The sequence below is a fragment of the Arthrobacter sp. TJ-266 genome, from assembly GCF_058269115.1.
This window is the reverse complement of the sequence record NZ_JBZCNC010000003.1, coordinates 582,186-608,534: the sequence shown is the minus strand read 5'-3', so window position 1 is coordinate 608,534 and position 26,349 is coordinate 582,186. Positions and strand designations below refer to the sequence as shown.

General features: G+C 69.5%; 32 protein-coding genes and 1 pseudogene. 13 read left to right on the top strand and 20 right to left on the bottom strand.

Annotated elements, in window-relative coordinates:
* The first annotated feature begins 115 nt into the window (after window positions 1-115).
* The gene (locus AC4D12_RS11595; protein ID WP_490950070.1) at window positions 116-400 is read left to right on the top strand and encodes a hypothetical protein; all 285 of its coding nucleotides are present in this window, start codon (window positions 116-118) and stop codon (window positions 398-400) included.
* 59 nt (window positions 401-459) lie between these two features.
* On the opposite strand, the gene AC4D12_RS11590 is transcribed toward AC4D12_RS11595, so the two are convergent.
* The 5 genes from AC4D12_RS11590 to AC4D12_RS11570 all read right to left on the bottom strand — a co-directional run bounded on the left by AC4D12_RS11590 (window position 460) and on the right by AC4D12_RS11570 (window position 3,668).
* Complete coding sequence (locus AC4D12_RS11590) at window positions 460-585, bottom strand: hypothetical protein (protein ID WP_490950069.1); 126 nt, start codon at window positions 583-585, stop codon at window positions 460-462.
* Window positions 586-636: 51 nt separating this feature from the next.
* A complete protein-coding gene (locus tag AC4D12_RS11585) occupies window positions 637-2,112 on the bottom strand; it encodes an AAA family ATPase (RefSeq protein ID WP_490950068.1) in 1,476 nt (491 codons plus the stop codon).
* A gap of 32 nt (window positions 2,113-2,144) precedes the next feature.
* Window positions 2,145-2,534 (bottom strand): hypothetical protein, encoded by a 390-nt coding sequence (locus tag AC4D12_RS11580; protein WP_490950067.1) that lies wholly within the window; start codon window positions 2,532-2,534, stop codon window positions 2,145-2,147.
* A 46-nt stretch (window positions 2,535-2,580) separates the two neighbouring features.
* Window positions 2,581-3,186, bottom strand: coding sequence for a DUF308 domain-containing protein (locus AC4D12_RS11575; protein WP_490950066.1), 606 nt, complete (start codon window positions 3,184-3,186; stop codon window positions 2,581-2,583).
* 104 nt (window positions 3,187-3,290) lie between these two features.
* Window positions 3,291-3,668, bottom strand: coding sequence for a MerR family transcriptional regulator (locus tag AC4D12_RS11570; RefSeq protein ID WP_490950065.1), 378 nt, complete (start codon window positions 3,666-3,668; stop codon window positions 3,291-3,293).
* A gap of 55 nt (window positions 3,669-3,723) precedes the next feature.
* Here AC4D12_RS11570 and AC4D12_RS11565 point away from each other — a divergent pair, with 55 nt between their 5' ends.
* From AC4D12_RS11565 to AC4D12_RS11555, 3 genes are all read left to right on the top strand, one after another.
* On the top strand, window positions 3,724-5,250 hold the full coding sequence (locus AC4D12_RS11565; RefSeq protein WP_490950064.1) for a SulP family inorganic anion transporter: 1,527 nt from the start codon (window positions 3,724-3,726) through the stop codon (window positions 5,248-5,250).
* 147 nt (window positions 5,251-5,397) lie between these two features.
* Complete coding sequence (locus tag AC4D12_RS11560) at window positions 5,398-6,114, top strand: VIT1/CCC1 transporter family protein (protein ID WP_490950063.1); 717 nt, start codon at window positions 5,398-5,400, stop codon at window positions 6,112-6,114.
* A 121-nt stretch (window positions 6,115-6,235) separates the two neighbouring features.
* Window positions 6,236-7,477, top strand: coding sequence for an MFS transporter (locus tag AC4D12_RS11555; RefSeq protein WP_490950062.1), 1,242 nt, complete (start codon window positions 6,236-6,238; stop codon window positions 7,475-7,477).
* Here the strand turns inward: AC4D12_RS11555 and AC4D12_RS11550 are convergent.
* The 6 genes from AC4D12_RS11550 to map form a co-directional block, all read right to left on the bottom strand.
* Window positions 7,444-7,986 carry a TIGR02453 family protein gene (locus tag AC4D12_RS11550; RefSeq protein WP_490950061.1) on the bottom strand — a complete coding sequence of 181 codons (543 nt, stop codon included), beginning with the start codon at window positions 7,984-7,986 and terminating at the stop codon, window positions 7,444-7,446. The two genes, AC4D12_RS11555 and AC4D12_RS11550, sit on opposite strands and share 34 nt — an antisense overlap.
* A 277-nt stretch (window positions 7,987-8,263) precedes the next feature.
* Window positions 8,264-8,773, bottom strand: a complete 510-nt coding sequence (locus AC4D12_RS11545; protein WP_490950060.1) for a GNAT family N-acetyltransferase — start codon at window positions 8,771-8,773, stop codon at window positions 8,264-8,266.
* Between the two features lie 94 nt (window positions 8,774-8,867).
* On the bottom strand, window positions 8,868-10,001 hold the full coding sequence (locus tag AC4D12_RS11540; RefSeq protein WP_490950059.1) for an SGNH/GDSL hydrolase family protein: 1,134 nt from the start codon (window positions 9,999-10,001) through the stop codon (window positions 8,868-8,870).
* Between the two features lie 17 nt (window positions 10,002-10,018).
* On the bottom strand, window positions 10,019-10,654 hold the full coding sequence (locus AC4D12_RS11535) for an isochorismatase family protein (protein WP_490950058.1): 636 nt from the start codon (window positions 10,652-10,654) through the stop codon (window positions 10,019-10,021).
* A gap of 85 nt (window positions 10,655-10,739) precedes the next feature.
* Window positions 10,740-11,399 carry a DNA alkylation repair protein gene (locus tag AC4D12_RS11530; RefSeq protein ID WP_490950057.1) on the bottom strand — a complete coding sequence of 220 codons (660 nt, stop codon included), beginning with the start codon at window positions 11,397-11,399 and terminating at the stop codon, window positions 10,740-10,742.
* A gap of 89 nt (window positions 11,400-11,488) precedes the next feature.
* Window positions 11,489-12,265: a type I methionyl aminopeptidase gene (gene map, locus AC4D12_RS11525; RefSeq protein ID WP_490950056.1), complete on the bottom strand. Its 777-nt coding sequence runs from the start codon at window positions 12,263-12,265 to the stop codon at window positions 11,489-11,491.
* A gap of 60 nt (window positions 12,266-12,325) precedes the next feature.
* On the opposite strand from map, the gene AC4D12_RS11520 reads away from it, so the two are divergent.
* A complete protein-coding gene (locus tag AC4D12_RS11520) occupies window positions 12,326-12,622 on the top strand; it encodes a helix-turn-helix domain-containing protein (protein WP_490950055.1) in 297 nt (98 codons plus the stop codon).
* A gap of 128 nt (window positions 12,623-12,750) precedes the next feature.
* Here the strand turns inward: AC4D12_RS11520 and AC4D12_RS11515 are convergent.
* A pseudogene (locus tag AC4D12_RS11515) lies at window positions 12,751-12,885 on the bottom strand (hypothetical protein); the annotation flags it as partial.
* A gap of 190 nt (window positions 12,886-13,075) precedes the next feature.
* On the opposite strand from AC4D12_RS11515, the gene AC4D12_RS11510 reads away from it, so the two are divergent.
* Complete coding sequence (locus AC4D12_RS11510; protein WP_490950054.1) at window positions 13,076-13,765, top strand: BLUF domain-containing protein; 690 nt, start codon at window positions 13,076-13,078, stop codon at window positions 13,763-13,765.
* 147 nt (window positions 13,766-13,912) lie between these two features.
* Here the strand turns inward: AC4D12_RS11510 and AC4D12_RS11505 are convergent, their stop codons facing one another.
* A complete protein-coding gene (locus tag AC4D12_RS11505) occupies window positions 13,913-14,461 on the bottom strand; it encodes a maleylpyruvate isomerase family mycothiol-dependent enzyme (protein ID WP_490950053.1) in 549 nt (182 codons plus the stop codon).
* A gap of 37 nt (window positions 14,462-14,498) precedes the next feature.
* On the opposite strand from AC4D12_RS11505, the gene AC4D12_RS11500 reads away from it, so the two are divergent.
* From AC4D12_RS11500 to AC4D12_RS11490, 3 genes are all read left to right on the top strand, one after another.
* Window positions 14,499-15,338 (top strand): helix-turn-helix domain-containing protein, encoded by an 840-nt coding sequence (locus tag AC4D12_RS11500; protein WP_490950052.1) that lies wholly within the window; start codon window positions 14,499-14,501, stop codon window positions 15,336-15,338.
* Window positions 15,339-15,413: 75 nt separating this feature from the next.
* Complete coding sequence (locus AC4D12_RS11495) at window positions 15,414-15,965, top strand: M20/M25/M40 family metallo-hydrolase (protein ID WP_490950051.1); 552 nt, start codon at window positions 15,414-15,416, stop codon at window positions 15,963-15,965.
* Window positions 15,966-15,982: 17 nt separating this feature from the next.
* A complete protein-coding gene (locus AC4D12_RS11490; protein WP_490950050.1) occupies window positions 15,983-16,690 on the top strand; it encodes a peptidase dimerization domain-containing protein in 708 nt (235 codons plus the stop codon).
* Window positions 16,691-16,730: 40 nt separating this feature from the next.
* On the opposite strand, the gene AC4D12_RS11485 is transcribed toward AC4D12_RS11490, so the two are convergent.
* Window positions 16,731-16,949 carry a hypothetical protein gene (locus AC4D12_RS11485; RefSeq protein ID WP_490950049.1) on the bottom strand — a complete coding sequence of 73 codons (219 nt, stop codon included), beginning with the start codon at window positions 16,947-16,949 and terminating at the stop codon, window positions 16,731-16,733.
* 42 nt (window positions 16,950-16,991) lie between these two features.
* Window positions 16,992-18,335 carry an MATE family efflux transporter gene (locus tag AC4D12_RS11480; RefSeq protein ID WP_490950048.1) on the bottom strand — a complete coding sequence of 448 codons (1,344 nt, stop codon included), beginning with the start codon at window positions 18,333-18,335 and terminating at the stop codon, window positions 16,992-16,994.
* 234 nt (window positions 18,336-18,569) lie between these two features.
* Here AC4D12_RS11480 and AC4D12_RS11475 point away from each other — a divergent pair, with 234 nt between their 5' ends.
* The gene (locus AC4D12_RS11475; RefSeq protein ID WP_490950047.1) at window positions 18,570-18,923 is read left to right on the top strand and encodes a hypothetical protein; all 354 of its coding nucleotides are present in this window, start codon (window positions 18,570-18,572) and stop codon (window positions 18,921-18,923) included.
* 55 nt (window positions 18,924-18,978) lie between these two features.
* A complete protein-coding gene (locus AC4D12_RS11470) occupies window positions 18,979-19,632 on the top strand; it encodes a DUF305 domain-containing protein (RefSeq protein ID WP_490950046.1) in 654 nt (217 codons plus the stop codon).
* Window positions 19,633-19,660: 28 nt separating this feature from the next.
* On the opposite strand, the gene AC4D12_RS11465 is transcribed toward AC4D12_RS11470, so the two are convergent.
* A complete protein-coding gene (locus AC4D12_RS11465; protein ID WP_490950045.1) occupies window positions 19,661-20,560 on the bottom strand; it encodes a DNA-3-methyladenine glycosylase family protein in 900 nt (299 codons plus the stop codon).
* Window positions 20,561-20,841: 281 nt separating this feature from the next.
* On the opposite strand from AC4D12_RS11465, the gene AC4D12_RS11460 reads away from it, so the two are divergent.
* Window positions 20,842-21,471 carry a M15 family metallopeptidase gene (locus AC4D12_RS11460; protein ID WP_490950044.1) on the top strand — a complete coding sequence of 210 codons (630 nt, stop codon included), beginning with the start codon at window positions 20,842-20,844 and terminating at the stop codon, window positions 21,469-21,471.
* A gap of 4 nt (window positions 21,472-21,475) precedes the next feature.
* Here the strand turns inward: AC4D12_RS11460 and AC4D12_RS11455 are convergent, their stop codons facing one another.
* A complete protein-coding gene (locus AC4D12_RS11455; protein ID WP_490950043.1) occupies window positions 21,476-22,429 on the bottom strand; it encodes a helix-turn-helix transcriptional regulator in 954 nt (317 codons plus the stop codon).
* Window positions 22,430-22,533: 104 nt separating this feature from the next.
* On the opposite strand from AC4D12_RS11455, the gene AC4D12_RS11450 reads away from it, so the two are divergent.
* The gene (locus tag AC4D12_RS11450) at window positions 22,534-23,001 is read left to right on the top strand and encodes a VOC family protein (RefSeq protein ID WP_490950042.1); all 468 of its coding nucleotides are present in this window, start codon (window positions 22,534-22,536) and stop codon (window positions 22,999-23,001) included.
* Between the two features lie 43 nt (window positions 23,002-23,044).
* Here AC4D12_RS11450 and AC4D12_RS11445 read toward each other — a convergent pair whose 3' ends face one another.
* From AC4D12_RS11445 to AC4D12_RS11435, 3 genes are all read right to left on the bottom strand, one after another.
* Window positions 23,045-24,139 (bottom strand): sensor histidine kinase, encoded by a 1,095-nt coding sequence (locus AC4D12_RS11445; protein ID WP_490950041.1) that lies wholly within the window; start codon window positions 24,137-24,139, stop codon window positions 23,045-23,047.
* A complete protein-coding gene (locus AC4D12_RS11440; RefSeq protein ID WP_490950040.1) occupies window positions 24,136-24,831 on the bottom strand; it encodes a response regulator transcription factor in 696 nt (231 codons plus the stop codon). The genes AC4D12_RS11445 and AC4D12_RS11440 overlap by 4 nt, the downstream gene beginning before the upstream one ends.
* 95 nt (window positions 24,832-24,926) lie before the next feature.
* Window positions 24,927-26,294, bottom strand: coding sequence for a hemolysin family protein (locus tag AC4D12_RS11435; RefSeq protein ID WP_490950039.1), 1,368 nt, complete (start codon window positions 26,292-26,294; stop codon window positions 24,927-24,929).
* Window positions 26,295-26,349 lie beyond the last annotated feature (55 nt).

Sequence of the window (26,349 nt, the reverse complement as noted above, 5' to 3'; positions counted from 1 at the left end):
TCCAGGGGCGCCTGCTCCCCGATGGTCGGCCGTCGTAGGCTGACCGGATGTTCTCCTTCATCGGCAGGCCCCGCAACCCGCGAAGACGCTCTACGTCCTGATCTTCCTCGGCTTCGTGGTCCTGTTCGTCACCTTCGTGATGGATCTCGATGAACTGCAGCGGTACGCCTTCGTGGGGGTGGGCACCCTGTTCGTCCTGCTGGGTCTCTCCGCGAGCCTCAACATCAACGGCACCGCCGACGGCATGACCACCGCCATCAAGGAGTACCGGCCCATGGGCGCCGACTACTCGCGGTCCTTCCTCTCCACACCCCTGTACGCGCGACTGTTCGGGGTCATGGCGGTGGTGGTCGGATCGGCCTTCGCCGTGACGGCGCTCGTCCTTCCCGACCTCCTCTGACCCACCCGACTCGACGGGCGCTTCGGTCAGGTGCCGGTTCGGCCGGCGTCAGGCCCCGCTCACCGCGCACCGGTGGGAGGGTCGTCATCGGCGGGGGTGCCCGGAGGCTCGACGACGTCGACACCCTCCCCCGGGAAGCCGTCCTCGGAGTAGCCGCCGTCGGTCAAGGTGGGGCCGACGGACATCGTGTCCTCCCGCGTCTCGACGCTGCCGGGCGCGTCGAAGGCGATCGACAGCTATGACCGGTAGGCGGGCGAGTAACTCCCCTCGTAGCGGATCACGCGTCCCGGAACCGGCCCTCCGGCCTGCTCGTCGCTACCACTCCCAGTGCCACTCCCACTGCCACTCCCACTGCCGAGGAGGCTGCGCGTCAGCGCGGCGCCGTCCGACATCAGCTCGTCCACGGCGCCCAGCAGGTGCCGGTCGGCGGGAGTCTCCTCGAGCAACGCGGCAGCGAGGACCGCCCGGCGGACCAGCTCCCGCGTGAACGACGCCGTCGTGCCCTCCGTCCGCCCGGCGGCCACGCCGACCGCCTCGTCGGAGAACGGCAGGCCGCGCGAGTAGAGGCGGAGGAGCGCTGCGCGTTCGTGCTCGGCGGGAAGGGGCACCTCGATGGCGAGATCCACCCGGCCGGGTCGCTGCGCGAGCGCCCGCTCGAGCATGTCGACGCGATTGGTGGTGAGCACGAAGGTCACGTCGGCATCGGCGTCGAGCCCGTCCATGGCATCGAGGACCTCGAAGAGCAGCGGCTGGGGCCCGTGGCCCATGCTCCGGTCCTCGGCGATGAGGTCGCAGTCCTCGAGCACCACGATGGAGGGCTGCAGCGCGCGGGCCATGCGTGCAGCCTCACCCACGTGGGCGAGGGTCCCGCCGGAGAGGAGGATCGCCGTGGTCCCGGCGCTCTGGCTGAGCAGGAACCGCACGGTGTGCGTCTTCCCGGTTCCCGGCGGTCCGTACAGCAGGATGCCGCGCTTGAGATGCTGCCCTGCCGCCACGAGCGCATCGCGGTGCGCCGCGATACCGAGAGCATGCTCACGCACCCTGTCGAGCAACCCCTCGGGCAGCACCACGTCCTCGTCCGTCACCACGGGCCGGTGGTGGAGGGTGACGCCCGCGCTGCTCGGCCCGAAGTCCTCACGGACGAACGAGAGCACCTGCCCCTTGAGCACGCTCTCGACCTGCATACGACGTCGGAATTCGGCTAGGAGGGCGGCGGTCACGGCGGCATCCGCGCACAGGACCTCCACGGACCCGGCCTGGCGTCCGTACCGGGGCTCGGCCTTCCGCTGGAGCAGGGCCACAGGTGCGTCGTGGTACCGGAAGAGTCGGAGACCGAAGGCCAGGACCTGTCGCTGCGCCTCGGGACCGACCGCCAGGTTGGCGTAGTCGGGTTGCGAGAGGGGGAAGGTGGCGTAGGCCTCCGCCTGCTGGATCACGTCGGAGAGGGAGAGGTGGTGGCGTTGGTCGCCGCCGCCGATGCCCACCAGGCGCGCGTCCGGTCCCGCCAGCGATTCGAGGATGATGTCGGCGTCGACGAAGCGGCTGTTGGGCACGTCCTCGACGACGAGCGGGACGGTGCCGGGCGGGGCCTCGAGGTGCCCCTCGAGAGCCTCGATGAACTCGCGGCCCTTCGCCGACCCCATCTGGGCCTCCTGCGCGAGCCTGACCATCGTGCCGAAGGATTCGATGAACCGGTCCACGTCATTCGCCATGGACGGAGGCTAACAGCGGGTGGAGGGAGAGGCTAGAGGTCCTGGTCGGGCAGGCGCTGACCGTACCGGGGCTCGCCCTCGGCGTCCTTCGCCGGCGCGGGAGCGGCTGTCGCCCCCGGGGCCTGCGGCTTACGGTCGGGCTTCGACGAGGAACGGTTGACGCCCGAGCCCTTCCCGAGGTGCTCGGGGTTCGGGGTCTCCGCCATCATGAGCATGGCGCAGATCACGAGCGAGACGATGAAGGCGATACCGCCGGCGGTCAGCCCGAGATCGTACCGGAGCACCTTGTTGCCGCCGCCGGTCGCGAAGATCGAGGTCGCGACGCCGGCCACCAGGCCGAGGACAGCGGAGAAGAGCAGTGGAGCCTTGATGCCGTAGCGGAAACGGCCCTGCCTGGGCGCTCCCGGCTGACGCTTGGCCACGGGCACTCCTTTTCGATCGACCTGACTTCTACGCGGCGTAGAGACCTCAGTTTACGGTGTCCTGCTCCCCGTGCGTCCCGGGAACGGCGGATGCGCTGAGCGCGGAATCGTGCCGGTAGCTCAGGGCCGCGATCCCGAGCACGACGGCGGTCAGCAGCGCTCCGCCGCCGGTCACGCCGAGGAGGGCGTGCGGACCGAGCGGCTCGACGAAGGGGAGGATCAGCCCGGTGGCGATGCCCACCACGCCGATGGTGATCAGGTCCCTCCCGGCCGGATGCGTCCGGGTGCCGAGCCCTCGGACGAGTTCGGCGATACCACCGACCACGAGGGCGACGGCCCCCGCGAAGGCGAAGCTGCGATCGTCGACGAAGACGAGGCTCGCGATGCCCGCTCCGAGGAGCAGGCCCGCCCCGACGTCGGTGAGCAACCGCGAGGACCGGCCCCAGCGCTTGAGCCGGTGGGTCCAGAGGTAGGCCGCCCCGGTGAGCAGCAGGTACGCGCCTCCGAGCAACGACATGGTGAGCGTGGACGGCTCGCGGATGAAGATGGTGACGAGCCCGAAGACCGCACTGACCACGGACCGGGTCAGGAAGGGCTTCCACACCTGCAGGGCAGCGGGGTCGGCGCCCGGCGCGGGCGAGGCAACAGCCATCGGAAGGACCTTTCAGGTGTGGCGGACGGAGCAGCCCGGCAGGTCGAGTTTAGTTCTTCTGAAGGGGGTACTGGTCGGCCGTCCCGCAAGCATGGTCCAAGCGGCTACAGGTCCGAGAGGACGGCGATGAACTCGTCGGCCCGGGCGAGAGTCTGCATCATCGTCTCCCGCCGTTCCACCGCCGCAGCCCTGAAGGCCGCAAGCCGGGCGCGGAGGTCCGCCTCCGCGGAGCCGTCCGGGTGTTGCCGCAGCGCGTCGAGGATCGACAGGAGGTCCTTCATCTCCTCGAGCGTGAAACCCAGCGGCTTCATCCGCCGGATGACCATCAACCGCTCGACGTCGTGCTCGGTGTACACGCGGAAGCCGCCCTCGGTCCGTGCCGTGGCAGGAAGGATACCGACGTCGTCGTAATGCCGGATGGTCCGGAGCGACAGCTCCGTCCGCTCGGCGACCTCGCCGATGTGCATGACGCGCTGCTCCATGGGACCGTTCCCTTCCGATTGAACCCTCACCTTACGTGAGAGTAGGGTTGAACGAGTGTCAGCGATCCCAGCACCCCTCGGCCTCACTCCGCTCCAGCGCCAATCGGTGCGGCGGACACTCCGTACCCCGCGCCTCCTGAAGACCGAGGTGCTGGCCGGGCTCGTCGTCGCCCTCGCCCTGATCCCCGAGGCCATCGCGTTCTCCATCATCGCCGGGGTGGACCCGCGGCTCGGCCTGTTCGCGTCCTTCACCATGGCGGTCACCATCGCCTTCCTCGGTGGCCGCCCGGCGATGATCTCCGCCGCGACCGGCGCCGTCGCCCTCGTCATCGCGCCGCTGGTCGCGAGTCACGGCGTCGACTACTTCATCGCAGCCGTCATCCTCGGGGGCACGTTCCAGGTGATCCTCGGTGTCACGGGGGTCGCGCGCCTCATGCGCTTCATCCCGCGCTCCGTGATGGTCGGCTTCGTCAACGCCCTGGCCATCCTGATCTTCCTGTCCCAGGTCCCCGAACTCGTGGACGTGCCCTGGCTGGTCTACCCCATGGTCGCGGTGGGACTCGTCATCGTCTTCGGACTTCCCCGCCTCACCGCCGTCGTCCCCGCGCCGCTCGTCGCGATCGTGGTCCTGACGGTCTTCGCCGTCCTCGCGAACGTGCTCGTCCCCACGGTCGGGGACAAGGGCGAGCTGCCCGAGAGCCTGCCGTCCCTGGTCCTCCCGAATGTGCCGCTGACCCTCGACACGCTGCAGATCATCGCCCCGTTCGCGCTGGCACTGGCCGCCGTCGGGCTCCTGGAATCCCTGATGACCGCGAAGCTCGTGGACGACATCACCGATACCCGCTCGAACAAGACCCGGGAGTCCTGGGGCCAGGGCGCGGCGAACATCGTCACCGGATTCTTCGGGGGGATGGGCGGCTGCGCCATGATCGGCCAGACCATGATCAACGTGAAGGCCTCCGGCGCCCGCACGCGCATCTCCACCTTCCTGGCCGGCATCTTCCTGCTCGTCCTCGTCGTCGTGCTCGGCGACATCGTGGCCCTCATCCCGATGGCGGCCCTGGTCGCCGTCATGATCTTCGTGTCGATCGCCACCTTCGACTGGCACAGCATCCAGCCCTCCACTTTGAAGCGCATGCCGAAGAGCGAGACCGCCGTGATGCTCTCCACGGTGGTCGTCACCGTCTGGACCCACAACCTCGCCATCGGCGTCGGCGTGGGCGTCCTGGTCGCGATGGTCGCGTTCGCCCGCCGGGTGGCGCACTTCGTGACCGTGACCCGGACCGAGGACACTGGGGACACCGTCGACGGCGAGCGCCACGCGACGTACACGGTGGACGGTGAGCTGTTCTTCGCGTCCTCGAACGACCTCTACACGCAGTTCGAGTACGCCACCGACCCGCATCGGGTGACCATCGACCTGCACGGCTCGCACCTGTGGGACGCATCCACCGTCGCCGCGCTCGATGCGATCCAGGAGAAGTACCGCAGCCACGGCACCGAGGTGAGCATCGTGGGTCTCAACGAAGCCTCCACCACCATGCGCGAGCGCCTGGGCGGCACGCTCGGCGTCGGTCACTGATCGTTCGCCCGGCCGCATCGGGATACCCGTTCTGACCACGAGCTTCCTGCTGACCCTGCCTATCCGCCGCCGTTCCTGGACACCTTCAGCAGTTAGGTGAGCCGTTCCTGCGTGGATGGATCCAGCCCCCGGGTGTTGACTGCCTACATGACGGATACCACGATCCCTTCTGAGCCCCACGACAGCGGTGTGATGGCGCGATTGAACTGGTTGCGTGCTGCAGTGCTGGGCGCCAACGACGGGATCGTCTCCACAGCGGCCACGGTGATCGGCGTCGCCGGGGTGACGAACACCATCGCCCCGATCCTGATCGCCGGCACCGCCGCCGTCGTGGGCGGGTCCGTCTCGATGGCCCTGGGAGAGTACGTCTCGGTCAGCAGTCAGAAGGACAGCCAGGAAGCCCTGATCGAGAAGGAACGCCAGGAGTTGAGCGACGACCCCGATGGCGAACTCGATGAGCTCGCCGGGATGTACGAGGCCAGAGGTCTCACGCCCGCCACAGCCCGGCAGGTCGCCGTCGAACTGACGGAGCATGATGTTCTGGCTGCTCACCTCTCGGCGGAGCTGAACATCGACGAACTCGAGGTCGCGAATCCCTGGCAAGCAGCTTTCGCGTCCGCCGGTGCCTTCGCAGCGGGAGCGGTGCTGCCTCTGCTCGCGATTCTTCTCCTCCCGGCGGAGGTTCGCATACCGCTGACCTTCGTCGCGGTACTGGTGGCACTGACCATCACGGGTGCTGTCAGCGCTCACGTAGGCGGGAGCTCCCGACGCCGCGCCATGGTGCGCCTCCTCCTCGGCGGCGCCTTGGCGATGGCATTCACCTATCTTATCGGCGCACTCCTTGGCACAACCGGCATTTCATGATCCTCGCTATGAACTCATTCCGACCAGCCACGGTGGGCACGCCAGCGGGACGGAATGAGCCTTCACTCACAACTCACCCTCGTAGTTCGGGGGAGTCGTCCCTCGTCCGAATGAGCGTCCCGTGCTGACCGTCCTCCGCCACCCCGCCTACCGCACCCTCTTCACCGCCCAGGTGGTCGCCCTCCTCGGAACGGGCCTGCTGACGGTGGCCCTGGGTCTGTTGGCGTTCGAGCTGGCGGGCGCGCAGGCCGGAGCCGTGCTCGGCACCGCGCTGACGATCAAGATGGTCGCCTACGTGGGCGTGGCACCGCTCATGGCCGCGCTGGTGGAACGGCTCCCGCGGAAGGGCGTCCTGATCGGGGCTGACCTCGTCCGGACCGCGATCGCGCTCGGCCTGCCGTTCATCGACCAGGTGTGGCAGATCTACGTGCTCGTGTTCGTGCTGCAGTCGGCGTCCGCCACCTTCACCCCGGCGTTCCAGGCACTCATCCCGGTGGTGCTGCCCGCGGAGCGGGACTACACGAAGGCGCTGTCGCTCTCCCGGGTCGCGTACGACCTCGAATCGCTCGCGAGCCCGGTCCTCGCGGCCGCCCTGCTGACCGTCACGACGTTCGACGATCTGTTCGTCGGCACGGCGGTGGGGTTCCTGGTCTCGGCCGCACTGGTGCTGGTGACGCGACTACCGCAGGTTCCGTTCATCCGGCAGGGTTCCCTGCTGCACCGCACCACCCTCGGGACGAGGATCTTCCTGCGGGAGCCGTCGCTGCGCGGCCTGCTAGCCCTCGACCTCGTGGTGGCGAGCGCCACGGCCCTCGTGCTCGTCAACACGGTCGTGTACGCCCAGGACCTGTTCGGCGGATCAGCCACGGACGTCGCGGTGGCCCTTGCCTGCTTCGGAGCGGGCTCGATGCTCGTGGCATTCGCCGCTCCACCGCTGCTCGAGCGGGTGACCGACCGCACCCTCATGCTCGCCGGAGGAGTGCTCCTCACCCTGGGGCTGCCGGCCGCAGCGGCGCTCGCCGCCATCGGCCCAGGCGCGACGACGTCGGCCGGGTGGTTCACCTTCCTCGGGCTGTGGGCACTTCTCGGGGTCGGCACCTCGATGATCAGCACGCCGTCCTCCCGCCTGCTCCGCCGGGTGGCCTCGGACGCGACCCGGGGTTCCCTGTTCACCGCACAGTTCTCGCTCTCGCACGCCTGCTTCCTCCTGGCCTACCCGGTCGCCGGGTGGGTCGGGGCGACGGCGGGGCAGGGCGTCGCGGCGTTGGTCCTCGGCGCGCTCGCGCTGGGCGGGACGCTCCTGGCGCTCTGCCTGTGGCCCCGGCAGCGTCAGGACGCCGTCGCGCCGTTGTCCTCGAGATAGGTGAGCAGGGGTGCGATCCCCAGCGCGAAATCGGCCACCCGCTGCACGAGGTCGGGCGCGCAGCAGGCGGTCCTCGAGAGCTGCTCGGTGATGATCAGCTCCTTCAGGCGTAGATCGTCGGCGAGCGGATGCCCGGAGTGCTCGGCGAAGCCGCGCGGCATGGTCTTCAGCATCTCCGACCGGTCGAAGGCGTGCCCTGCCCGCTCGAGCTCACCCTTCATCCGCATGAAGGACTCCGGGTTGTCGATCATGGCCCGCCGGATCGGCGCGAGCGCTCCGGCATTCGGGCGGTACAGACCGCCGGCCAGCAGCCCGCCGTCCACCCCGACCTGGACGTAGACGAGCGCCGCGGTCTCGTTCTTGGTGCCCGAGCGCGTGAGCATCCCCGAGACGTGCGTGCTGTAGGGGGACTTGTCCGGGCTGAAACGCACGTCACGGTTGATGCGGAACATCGTGGCGCGCCCGCCCCTCAACGGGAGGTCACTGCCGTCGAGGCGCTCGGAGACCACCTCGAGCAGTTCCTCGAAGGGCTCGTCGAGCTCGTGCTTGAACTCGGCGCGGTGCTAGTCGAACCACTCGCGCGCGTTGTTGTCCGCGAGTCCGTCGAGGAACGTGAACGCCTTCCGGGTGAACAGGGCCTGCTGGGTCACGGCTGCGCATTCCTGCCGCCCCGTCCGGGCGCACTCCTCGAGTATCGCGGGAGGGCGCCGTCCCGGGAAGTGCCGCCTGGATCCTGGTGCGCAGCTCCCCTCGCGGACCGTGCCGTCGTCCTGCCACCGCTCGGGATCATCCCCCGTTCCTGGGCGTGGCGTGCGTCGTCCCGGGATGCAGGGGCCGGGTGGAGGTGCGGCGAAGCGCAACCGCTCGTGGCTCGGAGAAGCCGAGCGATCTGTAGAGCGAGGCGGCATCGGGGGTCGCGTTCAGGTCCACGAGCTCCGCTCCCTGGTCATCGAGCCAGTCGAGTGCTGCGACGACGACCGCGCGGGCCAGGCCGTGTCGTCGATGGGAGGGCTGGACGAACACCGACGACATGGACCCGAAAAGCCCCGTCGGGAAGCCGGGCCCTGGCAACCGAGGGGTGAGCGTGGCGATGGCGCATGCGGCCAGACGCTGCCCCTTCCCTCCGTCAACGGACGACGAGGGCCCGACGTCGATCACGAACGCAGCCAGGGTTCCTTCGGCCATCCGTCCCCGGATGACGTCCCGGGCCGCGGGGTACCACGACGTGTCGTCGACGCCGCCTGGTCGCGCTCCCGCTCCGGCCGCGCTCATGGCGCGGAACATTGCGTGTCTCATCAGGACGAGATCGTGGGCATCCTCCGGAGTCGCCCGCCTCGTTATCCGCTCGCTCATGCACCCAGTGTGCCGCCGTCACCACGCACTGCCGGCCTCATCGGTACCCGGGAAGATAGTCCGCGAAGCGGCGTCCGATCAGCTCGTGCGTGGCCGTGTCCGGGTGGAGCCCGTCGGGGAGCGGGTGCTGATCCGCGTCGTCGGGCCCGTACAGCGCGGTGCCGTCGAGGTGGTGCAGGTGCGCGTCCTGCCGCCCCTCCACCACGTCACGGAGCGCGTCACGGATCACCTCGAGCGTGAGCCGACCCTGCTGGGTGTCCCCTGCGGTGCCGGTCGCGATGAAGCGCACCTGGTCGGTGCCCAGGCTGTCAGGATCCACGGCGAGGGGCCCCGGCGTCCGCTCGTGCATCCCGCAGAAGATCGGCGAGATGAGGACGAGGGGCGTGGTCGGGTGTCCGTCACGGACGGTGTCGAGGAACCCGTGGATCGCGGGCACGAAGCTGCGGAGGCGCATCGCGTCGAGGTTGACGACGTTGATACCGACCTTCGCGCTGATGAGGTCAGCGGGGAGGTCACGGATCACCCGGGCCATGAACGGGTCCACCAGGGCGCTCCCGCCGAATCCGAGGTTCCGCAGGTCGACGTCGCCGGCCGTTCTGGCGGCCACGGCAGGCCAGATGGCGCTCGGCGACACGGCGTTCGACCCCTGGCTGATGGAACTCCCGTAGTGGACCCACCTCATGGGGCTCGCAGGAGCAGGCCCGACCGGGAAGTCGGAACTCAGCGAGATCAGTTCGAGCGCCTCGTTGTGCGGCAACCACACGTCGATGCGCTTCTCGTCGCCCGTCAGACCCTCGACGTGGAGGGTGTGCTCCTCGCCCGGGATCGCGGTCGATGTCCCCGTGCGTAGATCCACCTGCAGCTGATCGCCGCCGGTGAGCTCGTCCTGCAGGTGCCGGACGCCGTCCACGACGACGTCCATCCGACCGCGCGGGCGGTCCGCACCGACGTAGGTCACCCGGTGGGGGTGGACCACCAGATCGAAACGGGTCGACGACGTACGGAAGGCCAGACGCATACCCGAGGGCTGCGCTTCCACGGCCATCAGCTGCGGATCGGGGAACTGCTCCCGCACCCAGGACGGCAGGCGGTGTGGGAGGGTGCCGCGCGCTGTGGATTCGAGTTCGGCGGCACCGCGAACGAGGTCGAGGGTGAACGGCGTCAGGACCATGCGCGGCACCTTCGGCACTAGGAGGCCACGCGGGCGGTACCCGCCGCAGCCGAGCTGCCCAGATCACTTCCGGGAAGCGCCTGTCCGGCCGGGAGCGCCTCGATCCACGCGTCGGTCGTGCCGACGGACGCCCAGTTGGAGTTCAGCAGCGCAAGCAGGGTGGTGTGGACTGTGCGCGCGTCGGCGAAACCGGCGTCGTTCGCGATGTTGATCGCTCCCGTCGCATCGGAGAGCACCTCGGTGGCGAACCCGAGCGCCTCCGCCTCGACGGCCGACCCGAGGATGCAGTTGTTGGTCATGTAGCCCACGAGGGTGACCGTGTCGATGCCGTGCGAGCGGAGCCACTCCGCGAGGTCCGTGTCGGCGTAGACGGACCCGTACTGCTTCACGATGCTCTTCCAGGATCCCGTGCGGCGGCTCTCGACGTCGGGGTGCAGCTCGTACTCGGGTGATCCGGGTGCGAACACCGGAGCTCCTTCGCCGGCTGAGTGCTGCACGACGACGATCGGTATGCCTGCGGAGGTCGCCGCGTCGATCGCCGCCGTGATGCGCGGGAGGGACTGTCCGTGGGGCGGGTACTGGATCTCGAGGAGGCCACCGAAGTACTGCTGCTGGATGTCGACGAGGACGAGAGCGCGCTGCGAAGTGCCCATGGTGAGGTTCTCCTGAGTGACGGGGATCGGTGTCCCTTCGATTTTCGCAGACCGATGTACGGGCAACGGCCGCTGACCAGCGGGCCTACCCGGCCTTCCGCCGCACCATCTCGCCGATCCACAGCGGCGCGAACGGCGAGGTGCAGTTCGGTGCTGTGGGGTAGTCCCTGAGCACGCCGAGGCGCTCGCCGATGTCGACGGCCCGCGCACGGAGCTCCTCGCGCTCGATCCCGATCTGCGCGAGTGTGTGGTTCATGGCCCACTGGAGACGCGCGGGCGCGTCCGCCATCTTCGCTTCGATGAGGTCCAGCAGGCCGGGGAGGTCGAGTCCGTCGGGCTTCCGGACCACCCGCTCGGATGTGAGGGACCAGCCCGCACTCGCCACGACGTCGTCCGGATCCGCGAACCAGCGGACGCGCAACTGCTCGGCGTGAGGGCTCTTCTTCACGACGTAGGAGACGAGCCACTCGTGCACCTTGGGCACGCGTGCCTCACGCAGCATGGCGTCGAGCTGATCCGCCGGGAGGTCGCGTGGCCGGAGGACCAGCAGCGCGACGAGGCGAGCTGCTGTGTTGCCGGTCCGCCAGAGCCCGTGTGCCAGCTCCTGCTGTCCCTTCAACCGCTTCGCGAGCGCGCGCAGGGCGGTCAGGTTCACGCCGTGATCGTCGCCGTGCCTCTCGTTGACCGCCCGCATGCGCGGATCCTCGAGCGACGCCAGCTCGGCGAGTACCTCATCGACGGTCATGGCAGCCCTTCTCCTGCACGACGCCGGGGCGGGCGTCTGCACCCCATGGTGCCGCCGTCGTCGCCGTTTGGCCACCTACCCGGTAGCGATCAGCGGGTGCTGGGCAGCGTCATAATCTCCGCGCCGTCCTCCGTGATGGCGACGGTGTGCTCGGTATGCGCCGTGCGCGCGCCGGTGGAGCTCCGGAGGGTCCAACCGTCGTCATCCGTGACGAGCTGCGCCGTGTCGGTCATGACCCACGGCTCGAGTGCGAGCATCAGGCCCGGGCGCAGCGTGTACCCGCGGCCCGGCCGGCCGGTGTTGGTGATGTGCGGCTCCTGGTGCATGGTCGAGCCGATGCCGTGGCCGCCGAAATCGGTGTTGATGGGGAATCCCGCCTCGCTGAGCACGGCGCCGATCGCGGCGGAGAGATCGCCCGTGCGCGCGCCCGGCCGGGCTGCGGCGATGCCCGCTGCGAGTGCCCGCTCGGTCGCGCCGATCAACGCTGCGTCAGCGGCCGTCGGCTCCGCGCCCACCACGAAGCTGATGGCTGCATCCGCGGCGACGCCGTCCTTCAGCACCGCGAGGTCGAGCGTCAGCAGATCCCCCGCCGCCAGGGCGTAGTCGTGGGGCAGGCCGTGCAGCACGGCGTCGTTGACGGAGGTGCAGATGTAGTGGCCGAACGGCCCACGCCCGAAGGACGGCGCGTAGTCGACGTAGCAGGACTCAGCGCCCGCTCCGAGGATCATCTCCTTCGTCCACGTGTCGATCTCGAGGAGGTTGGTGCCGACGGCTGCGCGCGTCCGCACGGACTGGAGGATGTCCGCCACCAGCGCGCCGGTGACCCTCGCGCGTGCAACCTCGGCCGGAGTCAGGATCTCGATCATGGGCTTCCTCTCAGTACCAATAACTATCCCGGTAATACTATCCCGCATTAGGATGGATGCATGGTCAGACTGCCCCTCAGCGACGACGACGTGCAACGCGGACAACGCCTCGGTGCCCTGTTGCGCCGTGCGCGGGGAGAACGTTCCATGATCGAGACCGCGCTCGACGCCGGCGTCTCACCCGAGACCCTCCGGAAGATCGAGTCGGGCCGCGTGGCCACCCCGGCCTTCCCGACGATCGCCGCCATCGCCGGCGTCGTGGGCCTGTCCCTCGACGCCGTCTGGGCCGAGATCAAGGAGCCACGGCACGACGACGGCGGCGCTCGCCGTCGCGCGGGCGAGCGCATCGCGTCCTGACGACCGCCCGCGCGGAGTCGCGGACCGCGAGGGTCCCCCCGGGGGGGTGTTCCGCTGAGCAGTCCGGACGGCGACAGAGGCGAAGTGAGTCTGCGGACCTCGCTGCCCGTCGATGTCACGACCGCGGCGGCGACGTCGGCGAGTTTGATGTTCCAACCACTCGAGGCAGCCTTGAGTATGGTGATCGCCGCATCACGATTGCACCTGTTCCGACCCATGGAGACGCCGGCCGCGACGTCGAAGGGGTACTGGACCTCGTCCATACCCTGAGCGTGCTCGCTGCTGCTCGCGACCCGGTCGTCACATTCCACCTTCCATCCCGGTCACCGAGGGTCACCGACGGCCGGCTCGAACGATCACGTCGCTTTGGTCCAGGGGCTCAAGTCGTTACGGTGTACGGGTCAACGGGCGCGAACGAACGGGTGCGGGTGTAGTCGGTGGGATTGATGCGACATGGTTGAGCGTTTCGACGATGAGGACCGGCGCGACGGCAGTATGTCGCCCGAGAACCAACACGCCTTCACCTTCGATGCGATGGACCGGGTCGGGATCTCGGTCGGAGAGCTCTGGTTGCACTACCTCGGCACGGGTGGGGTCATCGATGAATACGAGGTCGACGCGTATCTCCACGGGCTGATGCCGCTTCCCGCGCTCGAGCGGGACATGATCTCCCAGTCCGTCAACGAGATGATCGACGGTATCGCCGAGAACCAGGTGCTCTCCGTGGTGTACTCCAGTTCAGCAACACAACCCTTCAACGACGCCGAGCTGGCCGAACTGTTGACGGCGAGCCGCCGGACAAACCACTCCTTGCACCTCACGGGCCTGCTTTTGTACCGCAAGGGCCGGTTCCTGCAGGTTCTCGAGGGACCCGAAGCCGTGGTCCGCGAACGGATGGCCGTCATCAGCGTCGATCCTCGTCACGACCAGCTACGGGTTCTTCTTGATGAATCGAGGGAACAGCGGCAGTTCCCGGTCTGGACGATGCGCTACGGGACCGTCGGGCCCGCCATGTCCAAATATGTCTCCGGGTTCGAGAGGCCGTTCTCCGATGCGAAAGACGACGCGGACCCCGACGGCACCATCCGTGCACTCCGCAACCTCATCCGGTGGTTCCAGGACCCGGCGATCCCCCTGCGATGAACAGCCTTCGTGCCATCCAGGGGTCTGGGGCCGGGCGTCCGGTCGCTGCTAGGCTCGACGTGCGTTGTGGGCGCCGCTTCACTGACTGAGGCGGCGACGGCTTCAGCGACAGCGTAGAGCTAGCGGTTCACTCTCGGCACCCTCCGGTCACGAGGCGCTACGCCCGAGCCGAGCCAGGACAAGGGCCTGCCGGTCGGCGTCTGCGGGGACCGGCACGGCCGGTCCGCAGATTCCCTCCATGTGCAGCATGGATCCGAAGCTCTCCGCGCCTGCCTCGATGACGTCCATCTCCTCGGGGGTGAGGCGGTCGTCCCCTCCCGTGGATCGGGCGATGTCCCAGCGGTGGACGAGTATGTCCCACACGTAGAACTGCTGGAGAGTCGCTCCGACGGTGGTGGGCCCGAAAAGTCCGTCATACGCGGAATCGGCCACGTCGTCGCTGCTGATTAGGCTCAGTACGCGATCGGTGTGCTCCCGGAAGCCGGTGGCGGCATCGGTCAGGTCAGGAGCGGGGCCGGGGTCGTATCCACGCTCCGTGAAGAGGCTCCGCTGCGTGTCGATCATGTGGACGACGACGTCGCGCGCCGTCCACTGCGCACAGGGTGACGCGTTGCCCCACGCTTCCGCCGGAACAGCTTCGATGACACGGGAGAGGGGACGGAGGGCGGACCGGTAGGCGATCGACACGGGATTCATGTACTCCAGGGTGCCGGGTGGGGCATTCTGGGTCTTGATGAAACCCGACACACCTCAGGGTGCGCTGAACGACATCGAGCGGGCACATCTCAAGGCTCCCGGCGACGCATCGCACGTGATGTACCGCTACCCGGCTCCGCCCGAACTGGCTGGACTCGTGCGGCGCTTCTGGATCCCGGTGTGGTCCGTTCCGGGCGGCGAGCAGTCCGTCCAGCGCGTGCTGCAGTACCCCGTGTCGCTCCTGGTCGTCGCTGCGGACTACGCGCGCTTCTATGGGGTGACAACCGGATTGTCCGAGACAGTGCTGACAGGGGACGGATGGGCCGCGGGCATCATGTGCACCCCGGCTGCCGGCGCACTCATCGCGAAGGGCTCCATGACCCGCTTCACGGACACGCACGTCGACGTGTCGGACGTCCTCGGCCCGGCGGGTACCGACCTGACCACGCGGGTCCGTGCGGCGATGCTCGAAGACCCGCACCGTCCAGGTGCACACCGGTCCGTGATGGACGCGTTCGACGACGCGCTCCGGCCACTGCTGCCCGTCGATCCGGAGGGTGACCTGATCGACCGCGTGGTGACCCTCGTCGAGGAGCGCTCGGATCTGCTCACCGTGGCACAGGTGTGCGCGGAGACAGGCCTGTCCGAGCGGGCCCTGCAACGCCTGGTGCACCGACGCCTCGGTCTGACCCCGAAGTGGCTCATCCAGCGGCGTCGCCTCCAGGAAGCGGCTGAGCGGCTTCGAACCACTAAGGCCACCCTGGCGGACACCGCCGCTCTGCTCGGCTACGCCGATCAGGCCCACTTCACCCGGGACTTCTCCCGCGTCACCGGCACGACGCCGAGCAGATTCGCTGCCGAGCAGAGGGGCAAGTGAACGGGGACCTGCCGGCACTGCACGGCTAGGCTGTGGCCACCAGCGTTCGTCCGACCTTCCGAGGAGTTCACGCACATGAGTCTTCCGACGTCAGTGGAAGCGAGTATCGACGGATACTTCTCCAGCGGCCGGCTCTTCGCTGACCTGGGCCGGCGAGTCGCCTATCCCACCGAGAGCGCGACAGCCGAGGGCCGAGTTGCCCTGCAGGCTTACCTTGCGGACGTCCTCATCCCTGATCTGGACGCCCTGGGGTGCAGGACCGAGCTCTTCCAGGACTGGGAGGGCGGGTCCAACTCGTTCCTGATCGGTACGCGCTTCGAGTCCGAGGACTTGCCGACCGTGCTCTGCTACGGACACGCCGACGTCGTGCCGGGCCAGGCCGGCGAGTGGACCGCAGGACGGAACCCATGGGTCCTGGAAGCGGAGGGGGACCGATGGTACGGACGCGGGACCGCTGACAACAAGGGCCAACACCTCATCAACCTCACAGCCCTCCGTATCCTGCTCGAGGACCAGGGCATGCTGGGCTTCAACCTGACCTTCCTGTTCGAGTGCGGCGAGGAGATCGGATCCCCGTCCCTGGCCGAATTCGCGGCCTCCCACCGCGAGCTGGGGGCGGCCTGCTGAGGAACCCCGCGACGACGTTGGCAGGTGCGATCGGCACGCTGGTGGACGGCCACGGCCGGCTCCTGCTGCCGCAGCTGCTGCCGCCGCCCATGCCCGACACGGTCCGCGATGCGCTCCGAGCCGTGGACATCCCGCACACGCCGCGAGACCCCCACATCGACTCGGACTGGGCGGACACAGCACTCAGTCCGGCCGAGAAGGTGTACGGCGGGAACACGCTCGAAGTGCTCGCCATCGGGGCAGGAGACATCCACTCCCCCATCAACGCCATTCCCGGGTCCGCGAAGGCCGCCCTCCAACTCCGCTTCGTCGCGGGAACCGACACCGAGGGCCTGGACACCACCATTCAGGATCACCTGGATGCCAACGGCTATGACATGGTGCGGGTCCGGACGACGACGTCGTTCCCTGCCAGCAGGCTCGATCCGATGAACCCCTGGGTCGCGTGGGCCAGCCGGTCGCTCAGCCGCACCGCCGGCATCGAACCGACCGTTCTGCCCAACATCGGCGGTTCGCTGCCCAACAACGTCTTCGAGGACATCCTCGGCCTGCCAACCCTGTGGGTACCCCACTCCTACCCCGGGTGCCGGCAGCATGCTCCGGATGAGCACTTCCTCGGCCCGATCGCCCACCAGGGTCTGAGAATCGCCTGTGGGCTCTTCCACGACCTGGGGCACAGCACCACCCCGTTCCACGAGGCGCGCACACCTGCCGTCGCCGAGTGATTCCCGCGAGAGGAGTGCCCGATCACGCCTGCGTGAGGGGCTAGGAACGGGCCGTCCGGGACCGCCGGGCCAGGAGGACGAGTGCGGCGAGACCTGCCACAGCGACGCCGACTGCGGCCACGAGCCACCCGACGGCCACACCTTCGGGGGTCTCGCTGGCGATGGCCCCTCCCACCGCGCACGCCCCGAGGAACGCGATGAACGCCCCGCAGACGATCAGCCAGCGGAGGACCGTCGGGGCAGCACCAGGAGTCTTCACGCTCACAGCGTACGGCTCCCCCGCGGATGTGTCCCGCGCTGATCAGGAGCGGGTGGCGCCCGTGACCATCCAGCGGTCGTTGCGCACACGCCAGCCGAGCGTGGCTGCGCGGGCCAGCATGTAGCCGACGCCGAACGCCAGCCACAGCCACACGATGCCCTCGCCGCCCGAGAGGTCCGCGGCCCCGACGAGTACCAGCAGCGGCACGTACACCACGAGGTTCACGACGCCGGCGATCGCGAGGTACCGGGCGTCGCCCGCGCCGATGAGGACGCCGTCGAGCACGAACACGAAACCGCACACCGGCTGGGATGCGGCGAGCACCCAGAGACCGGCCGCGAACGCGGCCTGCACCGCCGGATCGCTCGTGAAGATCCAGCCCACGAAGGGCGCGACGGCGGCCAGGAGCACGCCGGTGATCACTCCGAAGCCGATGCCCCAGACGGTCATGCGCCCCGTCAGCGCGCTCGCGAGCGGACGGTTGGCGGACCCCAGCTCCTTCCCGATGAGGGCCTGTGCGGCGATCGCGAGGGCGTCGAGCGCGAAGGCGAGGAACGTGAAGACGGTCATGACGAGCTGGTGTGAGGCGAGGCCGAGCGGTCCCTGCGCCGTGGCGACGAACACCGTGGCGAGGATGGCCACGCGCAGCGACAACGTGCGGAGCATCAGCCACGAGCCGACACTCGCGGTCCTCCGGACACCGCGCACGGACGGCACCAGGGGCACCCCTTCGCGCCGCGTGGCCCGCACGAGCATCACGATGTACACCGCGGCCATGCCCCACTGGGCAAGGCTCGTGCCGAGCGCGGAGCCCGCCACGGACAGACCAGCGCCGTAGACGAGCAGGTAGTTGAGCACGATGTTCACCCCGAACCCGACCCCGGCGACGACGAGCGGCGTCCTCGTGTCCTGCAGCCCCCGGAGCATGCCGGTGGCAGCGAGCACCACGAGCATCGCGGTGAGCCCCGGCATGGACCACCGCAGGTAGTCGACGGCGAAGGTGTGCACCGCGCCCTCCGCGCCCATCACGGCGGCGAGCTGCGGTGCGCTCGCCCAGCCCGCCACGGACAGGAGGATACCGAGGACGACGGCGAGTGCGACGCCGTCGCGCCCGGCCGCGAGCGCCTCGGGCAGGCGACCCGCACCGAGCAGCCGCGCGACGGCGGGGGTGGTGGAGTAGGCGAGGAAGACCATGAGCCCGACGGCGGTGCCGAGCACCGTGGCTGCGAGGCCCACGCCGGCGAGTTCGTCCACCCCGAGGTGCCCCACGATCGCCGAGTCCGCGAGCAGGAACAGCGGTTCGGCGATCAGTGCCCCCAGTGCCGGGACGGCCAACCGGAGGATGGACCGGCTGAGCTCGCGATTGCTGGGCAGGGTCTCGGTCACCACCCAAGCCTAGGCGCGCCCTCCGCCACCCACGCCAACCCATAACCCCTCATCCACCCCATGCCGACCCCACGCCGAGGTGAGGGTGGTGCCCCCTAAGCTGTAACCGACACCGCCGGTGTGGCGTCTGGAGGAAGGCGGCTTCAATATCTCGGAGGCCGTCCGCGGCCGAGGAGATTTCGTTGCCGCCGTTCCAGGCGCCACGCCGGCGCCCACGCAAGCACAAGGGACACCATGAAACTCGGCGTCAAGCACTACCTGACCGGCCTCGCCCTGCTATTCCTCAGCACGCTCTTCGTCCCGCAGGCCGTCTCCGACTTCGCGCGCGCCGATTCGACGGGCACGCCCATTCCTGCCGAGGCCCCGGTACTGCTGGTGATCGGGCTGCTGATCATCCTCACCGCCGCGGCCGTGGTGGGGCGGGGCTACTACCTGACGCACCGGACGGGTGCGGTGCGGAAGGTCAACAGCGAGGACGATCCCGACGAGCCGCTGCTCCGCCCGGGTTACGGCCCTGCGCCGGACGACCAGGACGCGTGGAAGGATCACCCGCTGCGCCGCAACCGCGACGCCGACCGGCGCGGCTGAAGCGGATGACGACGGCCTGGCGAAACCCCTGACTCTTTCTGACGGAGGAACCACCATGACGCGTACTCTGACCTCGGTTCTCGCCCACGCGGCGGCGCTCATGCTGTCCGCGTGCGGGGCGCCGTCCGGCGGCACCACCGACCCCTCGGACACGGCCGGCTCGGCTACCTCAACGGCTGACCGGCCGTCCGGCAGCGCCTCGGAGGACCACAACGATGCCGATGTGACCTTCGCGCAGCAGATGATCCCGCACCATCGGCAGGCCGTGGAGATGAGCGGGATACTGCTCGACGCCGACGACGTGAGCCCCGGTGTGGCGGACCTCGCGACGAGGATCCAGGCGGCACAGGATCCCGAGATCGGGACGATGACCGACTGGCTCGAGGCGTGGGGAGAGCCGGTCGAGGCCGAGGGTGGCATGAGCGGCCACGACATGGGCTCGCACTCGGGTGAGGATGCGGAGTCGATGGAGGGCATGGCCGGCATGATGACCGAGGATCAGCTGGCCGAGCTCGACGCCGCGGAAGGCGAGGAGGCGTCGCGCCTGTTCCTGGTGTCGATGACCGCCCACCACGAGGGCGCCGTCGCCATGGCGCAGGAGGAAATGGACTCCGGGCAGTATCAGGAGGCCCTCGACCTGGCCGGCTCGATCATCGAGACCCAGCAGGCGGAGATCGACGAGATGCAGGAGCTGCTCGACGCGCTCTGATGCATCGGTACCGGGCGGTCCGCCGGAGTCAGTGACTCCTGATGGAGCGAATCGGCGCGCGCGGGGCATGGCGTGGTGGCGTGACCCCGCTGGCGAACGCGAGCCGGATCACGCGGTACCGGTGCGGCTTGTAGGGCTCCAGCAACTCCAGCATGCGTTCGTCGGTCCCGCGGCGCTCCCGTGCAAGGAGCCACGTGATGAGCGACGGGATACCGGAATCACCCGTGATCACGGTGTCCGCCGAACCCCAGGTGAAGGTGCGGAGACAGCTCAGGGTCCACGGGCCCACCCCTGGCACGCCCCGCAGCGCCACGGCAGCACGATCGACGTCCGGCTCTTCCGTGGCGAGGAGACGGTGCACGCAGCGCGCCGCCGCGATGAGGTGCTCCGCGCGGCGCCGCTCGAGCCCGAACGGGTGCAGGCGGTCGTAGGTCAGGCGCCCGATCGTGGTGGGCGACGGCGGGATCACGAGATCGCCCGGACCGGGCGCGGGTGAACCGAGGGCCCGCACCATGCGCGACCACGACTCCGCGGCTTCCTGCCGCGTCACGCGCTGCTGCACGATGAACCAGGCGAGGTCGTGCCAGAGGGTGCCCGACGCCGTCACGCGGTCCCCGCGGTGCAGCCGCCAGAGGTTCCGCAGCGGGGCGGCCGTGGGCTCGAACCCTGTGACGTCGTCGTGCAGGCCGAGCATGGCGGGGGCCTGACGCCGCAACCAATCCCCACCGTCGCCGTCGGTGCGCACGCCCACCTCGCTGGTGTCCTTGCGCCAGGTGACCGTGATGCGGCCCGCACCTTCCGGCGTCATGGTCGCGCGGTCGAAGGTGCCGGGGCCGAGGCGCAGCGTGGGATCGCGCGGGAGCATGCCGAAGGGGGCAAGGCTGGAGGCGACGTCGATGCCACCGACGTCGAGCACTGTGTCCGTCACCGCTGCCACCCTCCGCCTCGCCGACCGCGCGTTACGCGCCCTCATCTGCGGTCCGTGATCCATGGACCGTGGTCCGTGGACTGCCGCCTGCCGCCTCTGGGACGCACGATACAGGCCGACCACGACGGCCCGATGCCGGACCGGCACAGGCGCAGCGGCCGCGGCCGCGGCGAGGGCAACCGGCAACGGGCCGTCAGCGGCTGCGGGACCACGCGCTTAACGCTGAGCGAATGCGCGCCCGTGTGTCCTGAGAAGGTATCCCACCTCACGAAGGACGTCCCATGAACCGCTCAGCCTCTGCCCCAAGCCCTTCCGGTTTCCGATCCCGCGCAGCTGTCGCCCTCGCACTGATCGGTGCCCTCCTCCTGCCGGGGTGCGCCATCGAACCCGCCGCCGGGGGCTCGGCCGCCGGCTCCGCGCACGAAGGTGCATCGGACGGACGCGCGTCGAGATCCGCATCCGGAACCCCAGGGCCGGCCGGGTACGGCGAACTCGACGCGCCGGTGTCACCGTTCGACGACGTCCCGGCCATCACCCTGCTGTCCGCGGACCTGCGCGATGCGTTGCGGCAGGCCGCCGACGAGGCCGCGGTGCGCGACACCCGCCTCGTGGTGACCTCCGGGTGGCGGAGCGTCGAGTACCAGCAGCGCCTGTTCGACGGTGCGGTCCGCGAGTACGGCAGCGAGGAGGAGGCTCTCGCCTGGGTCCTCCCTCCCAACCTCACCACTCACGTGACGGGCGAGGCGGTGGACGTCGGGTTCACGGACGGCGCCGACTGGCTGGGACGCTTCGGGAACCGCTGGGGCCTGTGCCAGCCCTTCGCCAACGAGATGTGGCACTTCGAGCTCCTCACCGAGCCGGGCGGTACGTGCCCGCCGCAGCTGAGCAGTTCGGCCGAGCGCGCAGCGTGATCGGTCACCCGAGCGGTGCGGGGCATGCGGCGGTCAGGCGGCCGGCCGCCACCGATCCCGCGTCCACGAGTTCGGGCGGTCCCTCGAGGCTGAACGGCGCATCGAAGCGAAGCACGGTGGCGAGGACGTCCGCCCAGGACCACGAGCCGATGGTCACGCGGCAGGATCCCGGCGTGAGTTCCTCCACGGAGCCGTCGTCAAGGAACGGGGCGATGCTCGCGAGCGGCAGCTCGAGGGTGACGACGCCGGTGCAGGGCCACACGTCCCGCTCGGCAGAACCTTTCAGCCGGGCGGCCAGGAAGCTGCCCGCATCCTCACCCGGCAGGGTCCGCCGCACGAAGGCATCCCCACCGGGCGTTCGCAGGGTCATGCGGTCGATCCGGTAGATCCGCCAGTCCTCCCGGTCCGGATCCCAGCCGAGCAGGTACCACCGGGCACCGCGGGCGACGACGGCGTGCGGCTCGCACCGGCGCGGTTCGTCACGGTAATGGAACCGGACGCCCCTGCACGTTCGGACAGCCGCGCTCAACGCCTCCAGCAGTGCGGGCTCCACGGGCTCTCCGGACCGGGTGGCCCCCGGCGCACGGTCGAAACGGATCCCGTCGAGCCGATGACGCAGGCGCGATGGCAGGACCTGCCGGAGTGTCGCGAGCGTCCGCTCTGCAGCCTCGTCGATGTCGACGCCGGACGCCGGCGCGTTCTGCAGGGCGACCGCGAGCGCCACGGCCTGGTCGTCGTCGAACAGCAGCGGCGGCAGAGCGGCGCCGGCAACCATGCGGTAGCCGCCGTCGGGCCCTTTGATCGCTGCGATCTCGTACCCGAGCCGGCGGAGGCGATCGACGTCCCGCCGCACCGTCCGCGGAGCGACCTGCAGCCGCTCGGCGAGGACGTGACCGGGCCAGTCGCGCTGTGTCTGCAGGATCGAGAGCAAGGCGAGCATGCGTGAAGAACCTGACATGGGTTCCAGTATCGATCGGGTAGAGGACAGAAACAGGCCTCTTCTATCGGCAGGGTGGTTCCCGGACGGCAGACCTGCCGATCCACGACGAGAGAAGGACCATCATGAGCATCTCCACGACGACGCACCTCAACTTCCGCGGCACCGCCCGCCAGGCCCTCGAGTTCTACGGCGGAGTGTTCGGCGGCGAGGTCACCGCCACCAGCTACGCCGAGGTGGGAATGCCCGCGGACCTACCCGATGCGGACGGGGTGGTCTTCGGCCAAATGACAGCCCTGGGCGGCCTCCGGCTGATGGCATACGACATCCCGGGTGCGGACGACGACGCCTTCGCGGCGACGGCCGGTTCGACGCGGCGGGAGAACGGCAGCACGATCACCGACCGCACCTTCTTCCAGTCGCTGCAGGCGGGCGACCTCCCGGAACTCACCCGGTACTGGGAGCGGCTGTCCGAGGGCGGCACGATCGTGGAGCCGCTGGCGGCTTCGGAGTGGTCACCCGGTTTCGGGATGGTGACCGATCGCTTCGGCGTCACGTGGGTGCTCGACGTCCGCCCACCCGCGGCCGGCTGACGGTTCCGCACCGGCGGACCACCACGGACCTCGTGCCGTCCGCTCAGAACGCCCCGTCCGCGGTGAAGGTGACGCGAACGTCGAGCCCACCGCCGGCCTGCGGAGTGATCAGCAGGCCGGCGCCGTGCAGCCGCGCCACCCGGGCCACGATCGTGAGTCCGAGGCCGCTTCCCGTGACGGTCACCACCGGGCTGTCCGGGGACGCGGCCCGCCCCACGCCGCGGACGAAGGGTTCCACCAACGTGGCTGCCACGGAAGCCTGCACCACCGGTCCGGTGTTGCGGACACGGAGCTCCGCGCCGCCGTCGGGCCCGGCCACCGTGCTGACGTACACCTCACCGCCCGCCGGGAGGTTGTGGCGTACCCCATTGAGGACGAGGTTCATGGCGAGCTGTCCCACGAGTGCCTCGTCGCCGTCGAAATCAGCCTCACCGAGCTCGGTGCTGATCACGACGCCTGCTTCTGCGGCGAGGGGCTGCATGTCATCGACCACGCGTCCCACCAGCACCGGAAGGTCCACGGGGCGCCGCTCGAGGTGCACGAGGTGGTCGAGGGTGGCGATGGTCAGCAGTGCCTCCACGGCGCCGGCGCCCCGGCGCGTGGTCGAGTCGAGGCGGGTCACCAGTTGCCGCACGTCCACGTGTTCGGGGTCCGCGAGCGCCACGTCGAGGAGCGCCCGGGAGATCGCGTACGGAGTGCGGAGTTCGTGCGAGACGTTGGCGGTGAAGCGCTGCTGTTCCCTGAGGGATGCCTCCAGGGTGTCCAGCATGCCGTCGAACGTCCGGCCCAGGTGGCCGAACTCGTCGGCGCGGGCGAGACCCACCCGCTGGTCGAGCGATCCCTCGGACACGCGCTGCGCCACGGTACTCAGCCGGTCGAGCGGCCGCAGCATGTAACCGGCGAGGAACCAGCCGCCCGCGGTGCCCACCGCCATGAGCACCGAGAACACCTGGAGGGCCCGGGGCCAGAAAGCTTCGAGGAGATCGCTCTGCCCCGGTGCGAAGTTCTGGCTCGCGGCCTCCTGCAGGTTGCCGTCGGGGATGAACCGGATGACGTAGAGGAGCAGGGCGAGCATGGCCGCCGTGGCGAGGAACAGGAACCCGACGTAGCTGAGCGTCAACCGGAGGCGAGCGCTCATCGGGTGATGGGGTGGGCAGCGCCGGCGTCGTCCGGGTCCACCATCCGGTACCCGACGCCCGGGACGGTCTGCACCAGCCAGGGGTCGCCGAGCCGCTTGCGCAGCGAGAAGATGGTGAACCGCACGGCGTTGGTGAAGGGGTCGGCGTTCTCGTCCCACGCACCCTCGAGGAGTCGCTCGGCGCTGACCACCCCGCCTCGGGCGGACATCAGCAGCTCCAGCACCGAGAACTGCTTGCGGGTCATGGGGACCGGCCGGCCGTCGCGGTGCACTTCCCGGCGGAACGGATCGAGCGTCAGCCCGGCGAATTCGAGGACGGGAGGCACCGCGGCGGACGGCCGCCGGTTCAGCGCCCGCAGCCGCATGACCAATTCCCTGAGGTCGAACGGCTTGGTCACGTAGTCGTCCGCCCCGAGCTCGAACCCTGCAACCTTCTCGTCCAGCCGGTCCGCGGCGGTGACCATGATGATCCGTACGGGAAGGTGCTGCTCGATGATGCGGCGGGCCACCTCGTCGCCGCTCATGACGGGCAAGTCACGGTCGAGGAGGACGACGTCGTAGTCGTTCACCGCGAGGCTCTCCAGCGCATGCGCGCCGTCGGGCGCGATGTCCGCCGCGATCGCCTCGAGGCGGAGGCCGTCACGCACCGAGGCCGCGAGCAGCGGTTCGTCCTCGACGATGAGCACTCTCATGGATCAGATCCTATGCGGCGTGCCTCGACGACCGTCCGGCTGAGCGTCACGCGGCAGCGCCCGGGAGGACGGCAGTGGAACCGGCCACCCGGCCGTCACCGGTCGCGTCGGCCAGGTCCGGGCTCGCCCGTTCCGTGGGCTCCCGATGCGGCATCCGACTCGGAGGAGCCGGAGGGGTCGGATGGCTCAACTGCGGGGATCACGAGGATCTCGGCGATCCTCCGGCGATCGATCGCCGTGACCTGCAGCGTCGCGCCGTCCACCTCCACCCTGTCCCCCTCGACCGCGAGCCGGCCGAGGCTGTCGAGCACGAAGCCGGCCACGGTGTCCCACGTGCCACGCGGCAACTCCACGCCGGTGGCCTCGGCGAAGTCCTGCAGGTTGAGGCGGCCGTCCACTACGCCGCCACCCTCCTCCAGCCGCGGGGTCGCGCCGTCAGTGTCGTACTCGTCGAAGATCTCGCCGACCACCTCCTCCACGAGGTCCTCGAGCGTCACGATCCCGTCGGTTCCGCCGTACTCGTCGATCACGACGGCGATGTGCGTGTTGCGCGCGCGGAGCTTCGTGAGCGTGGGCAGCACGCGTGCCGTGGCCGGCAGGTAGAGGATCGGACGCACGATGTCCTCCAGCGAGGCGTCCGGATGACGTGACGCGGCGTCGTAGAGGTCACGTACGTGCACGAATCCTGTGATGTCGTCGATCGACTGGTCAACCACCGGGTAGCGGGAGAAGGGCAGGTCCGCGATCTGGGCGATCGCTTCCGCCACCGTGCCGCTCGTGGAGACGGCGACGACCTCCGGACGGGGGCGCATCACCTCGCTGACCTGCCGGTTGCGCAGCGAGAGGACGTCGTCGAGGATGCGCCGCTCGTCCTCGGGCAGCCCCTCGTGGCTGGTCACGATGTCACGCAGTTCCTCCTCGGACAACGCCTCACCGGTGCTGTTCGGATCACCGCCGAGGAGCCTCACCACCGCATTCGTGGAGACCGACAGCAGCCAGATCACCGGCCGCATCAGCACGGCGAAACCGTTCAGCACCGGTGCCACCGCGTAGGCGAACTGCGCACTCCGCTGGATCGCGAGCCGTTTCGGCGCCAGTTCGCCGAGCACGAGCGAGAGGTACGCCACGACGAGCGTCAGCACGATCGTGGCGACCGTCAGCGCGGCCTGCTCCCCCAACCCGACGGTCACGAGCAGCGGAGCCACGGACGGGGCGATCGACGACGCCCCGTAGGCGGCGGAGGCGAAACCGGCCACCGTCACGCCGATCTGCACCGCCGAGAGGAAGGTGTTCGGGTTCCGGGCCAGGGCCGCCACCTTCGCGCCCCGCTTACCCCGCTGCGCGATCGCGTTCACCTGGCTGTCGCGCAGCGTCACGAGCGCCATCTCGGTCGCTGCGAAGACACCCCCGATCAGCACGAACACGAACACCAGAGCGATGTTGAGCAGCAGCTCCCCGTTCATCGAGCCGCTCGGGATCGAGCGTCACCCGGCCTCTGCCGGGTGCCGGGTCTGTCGC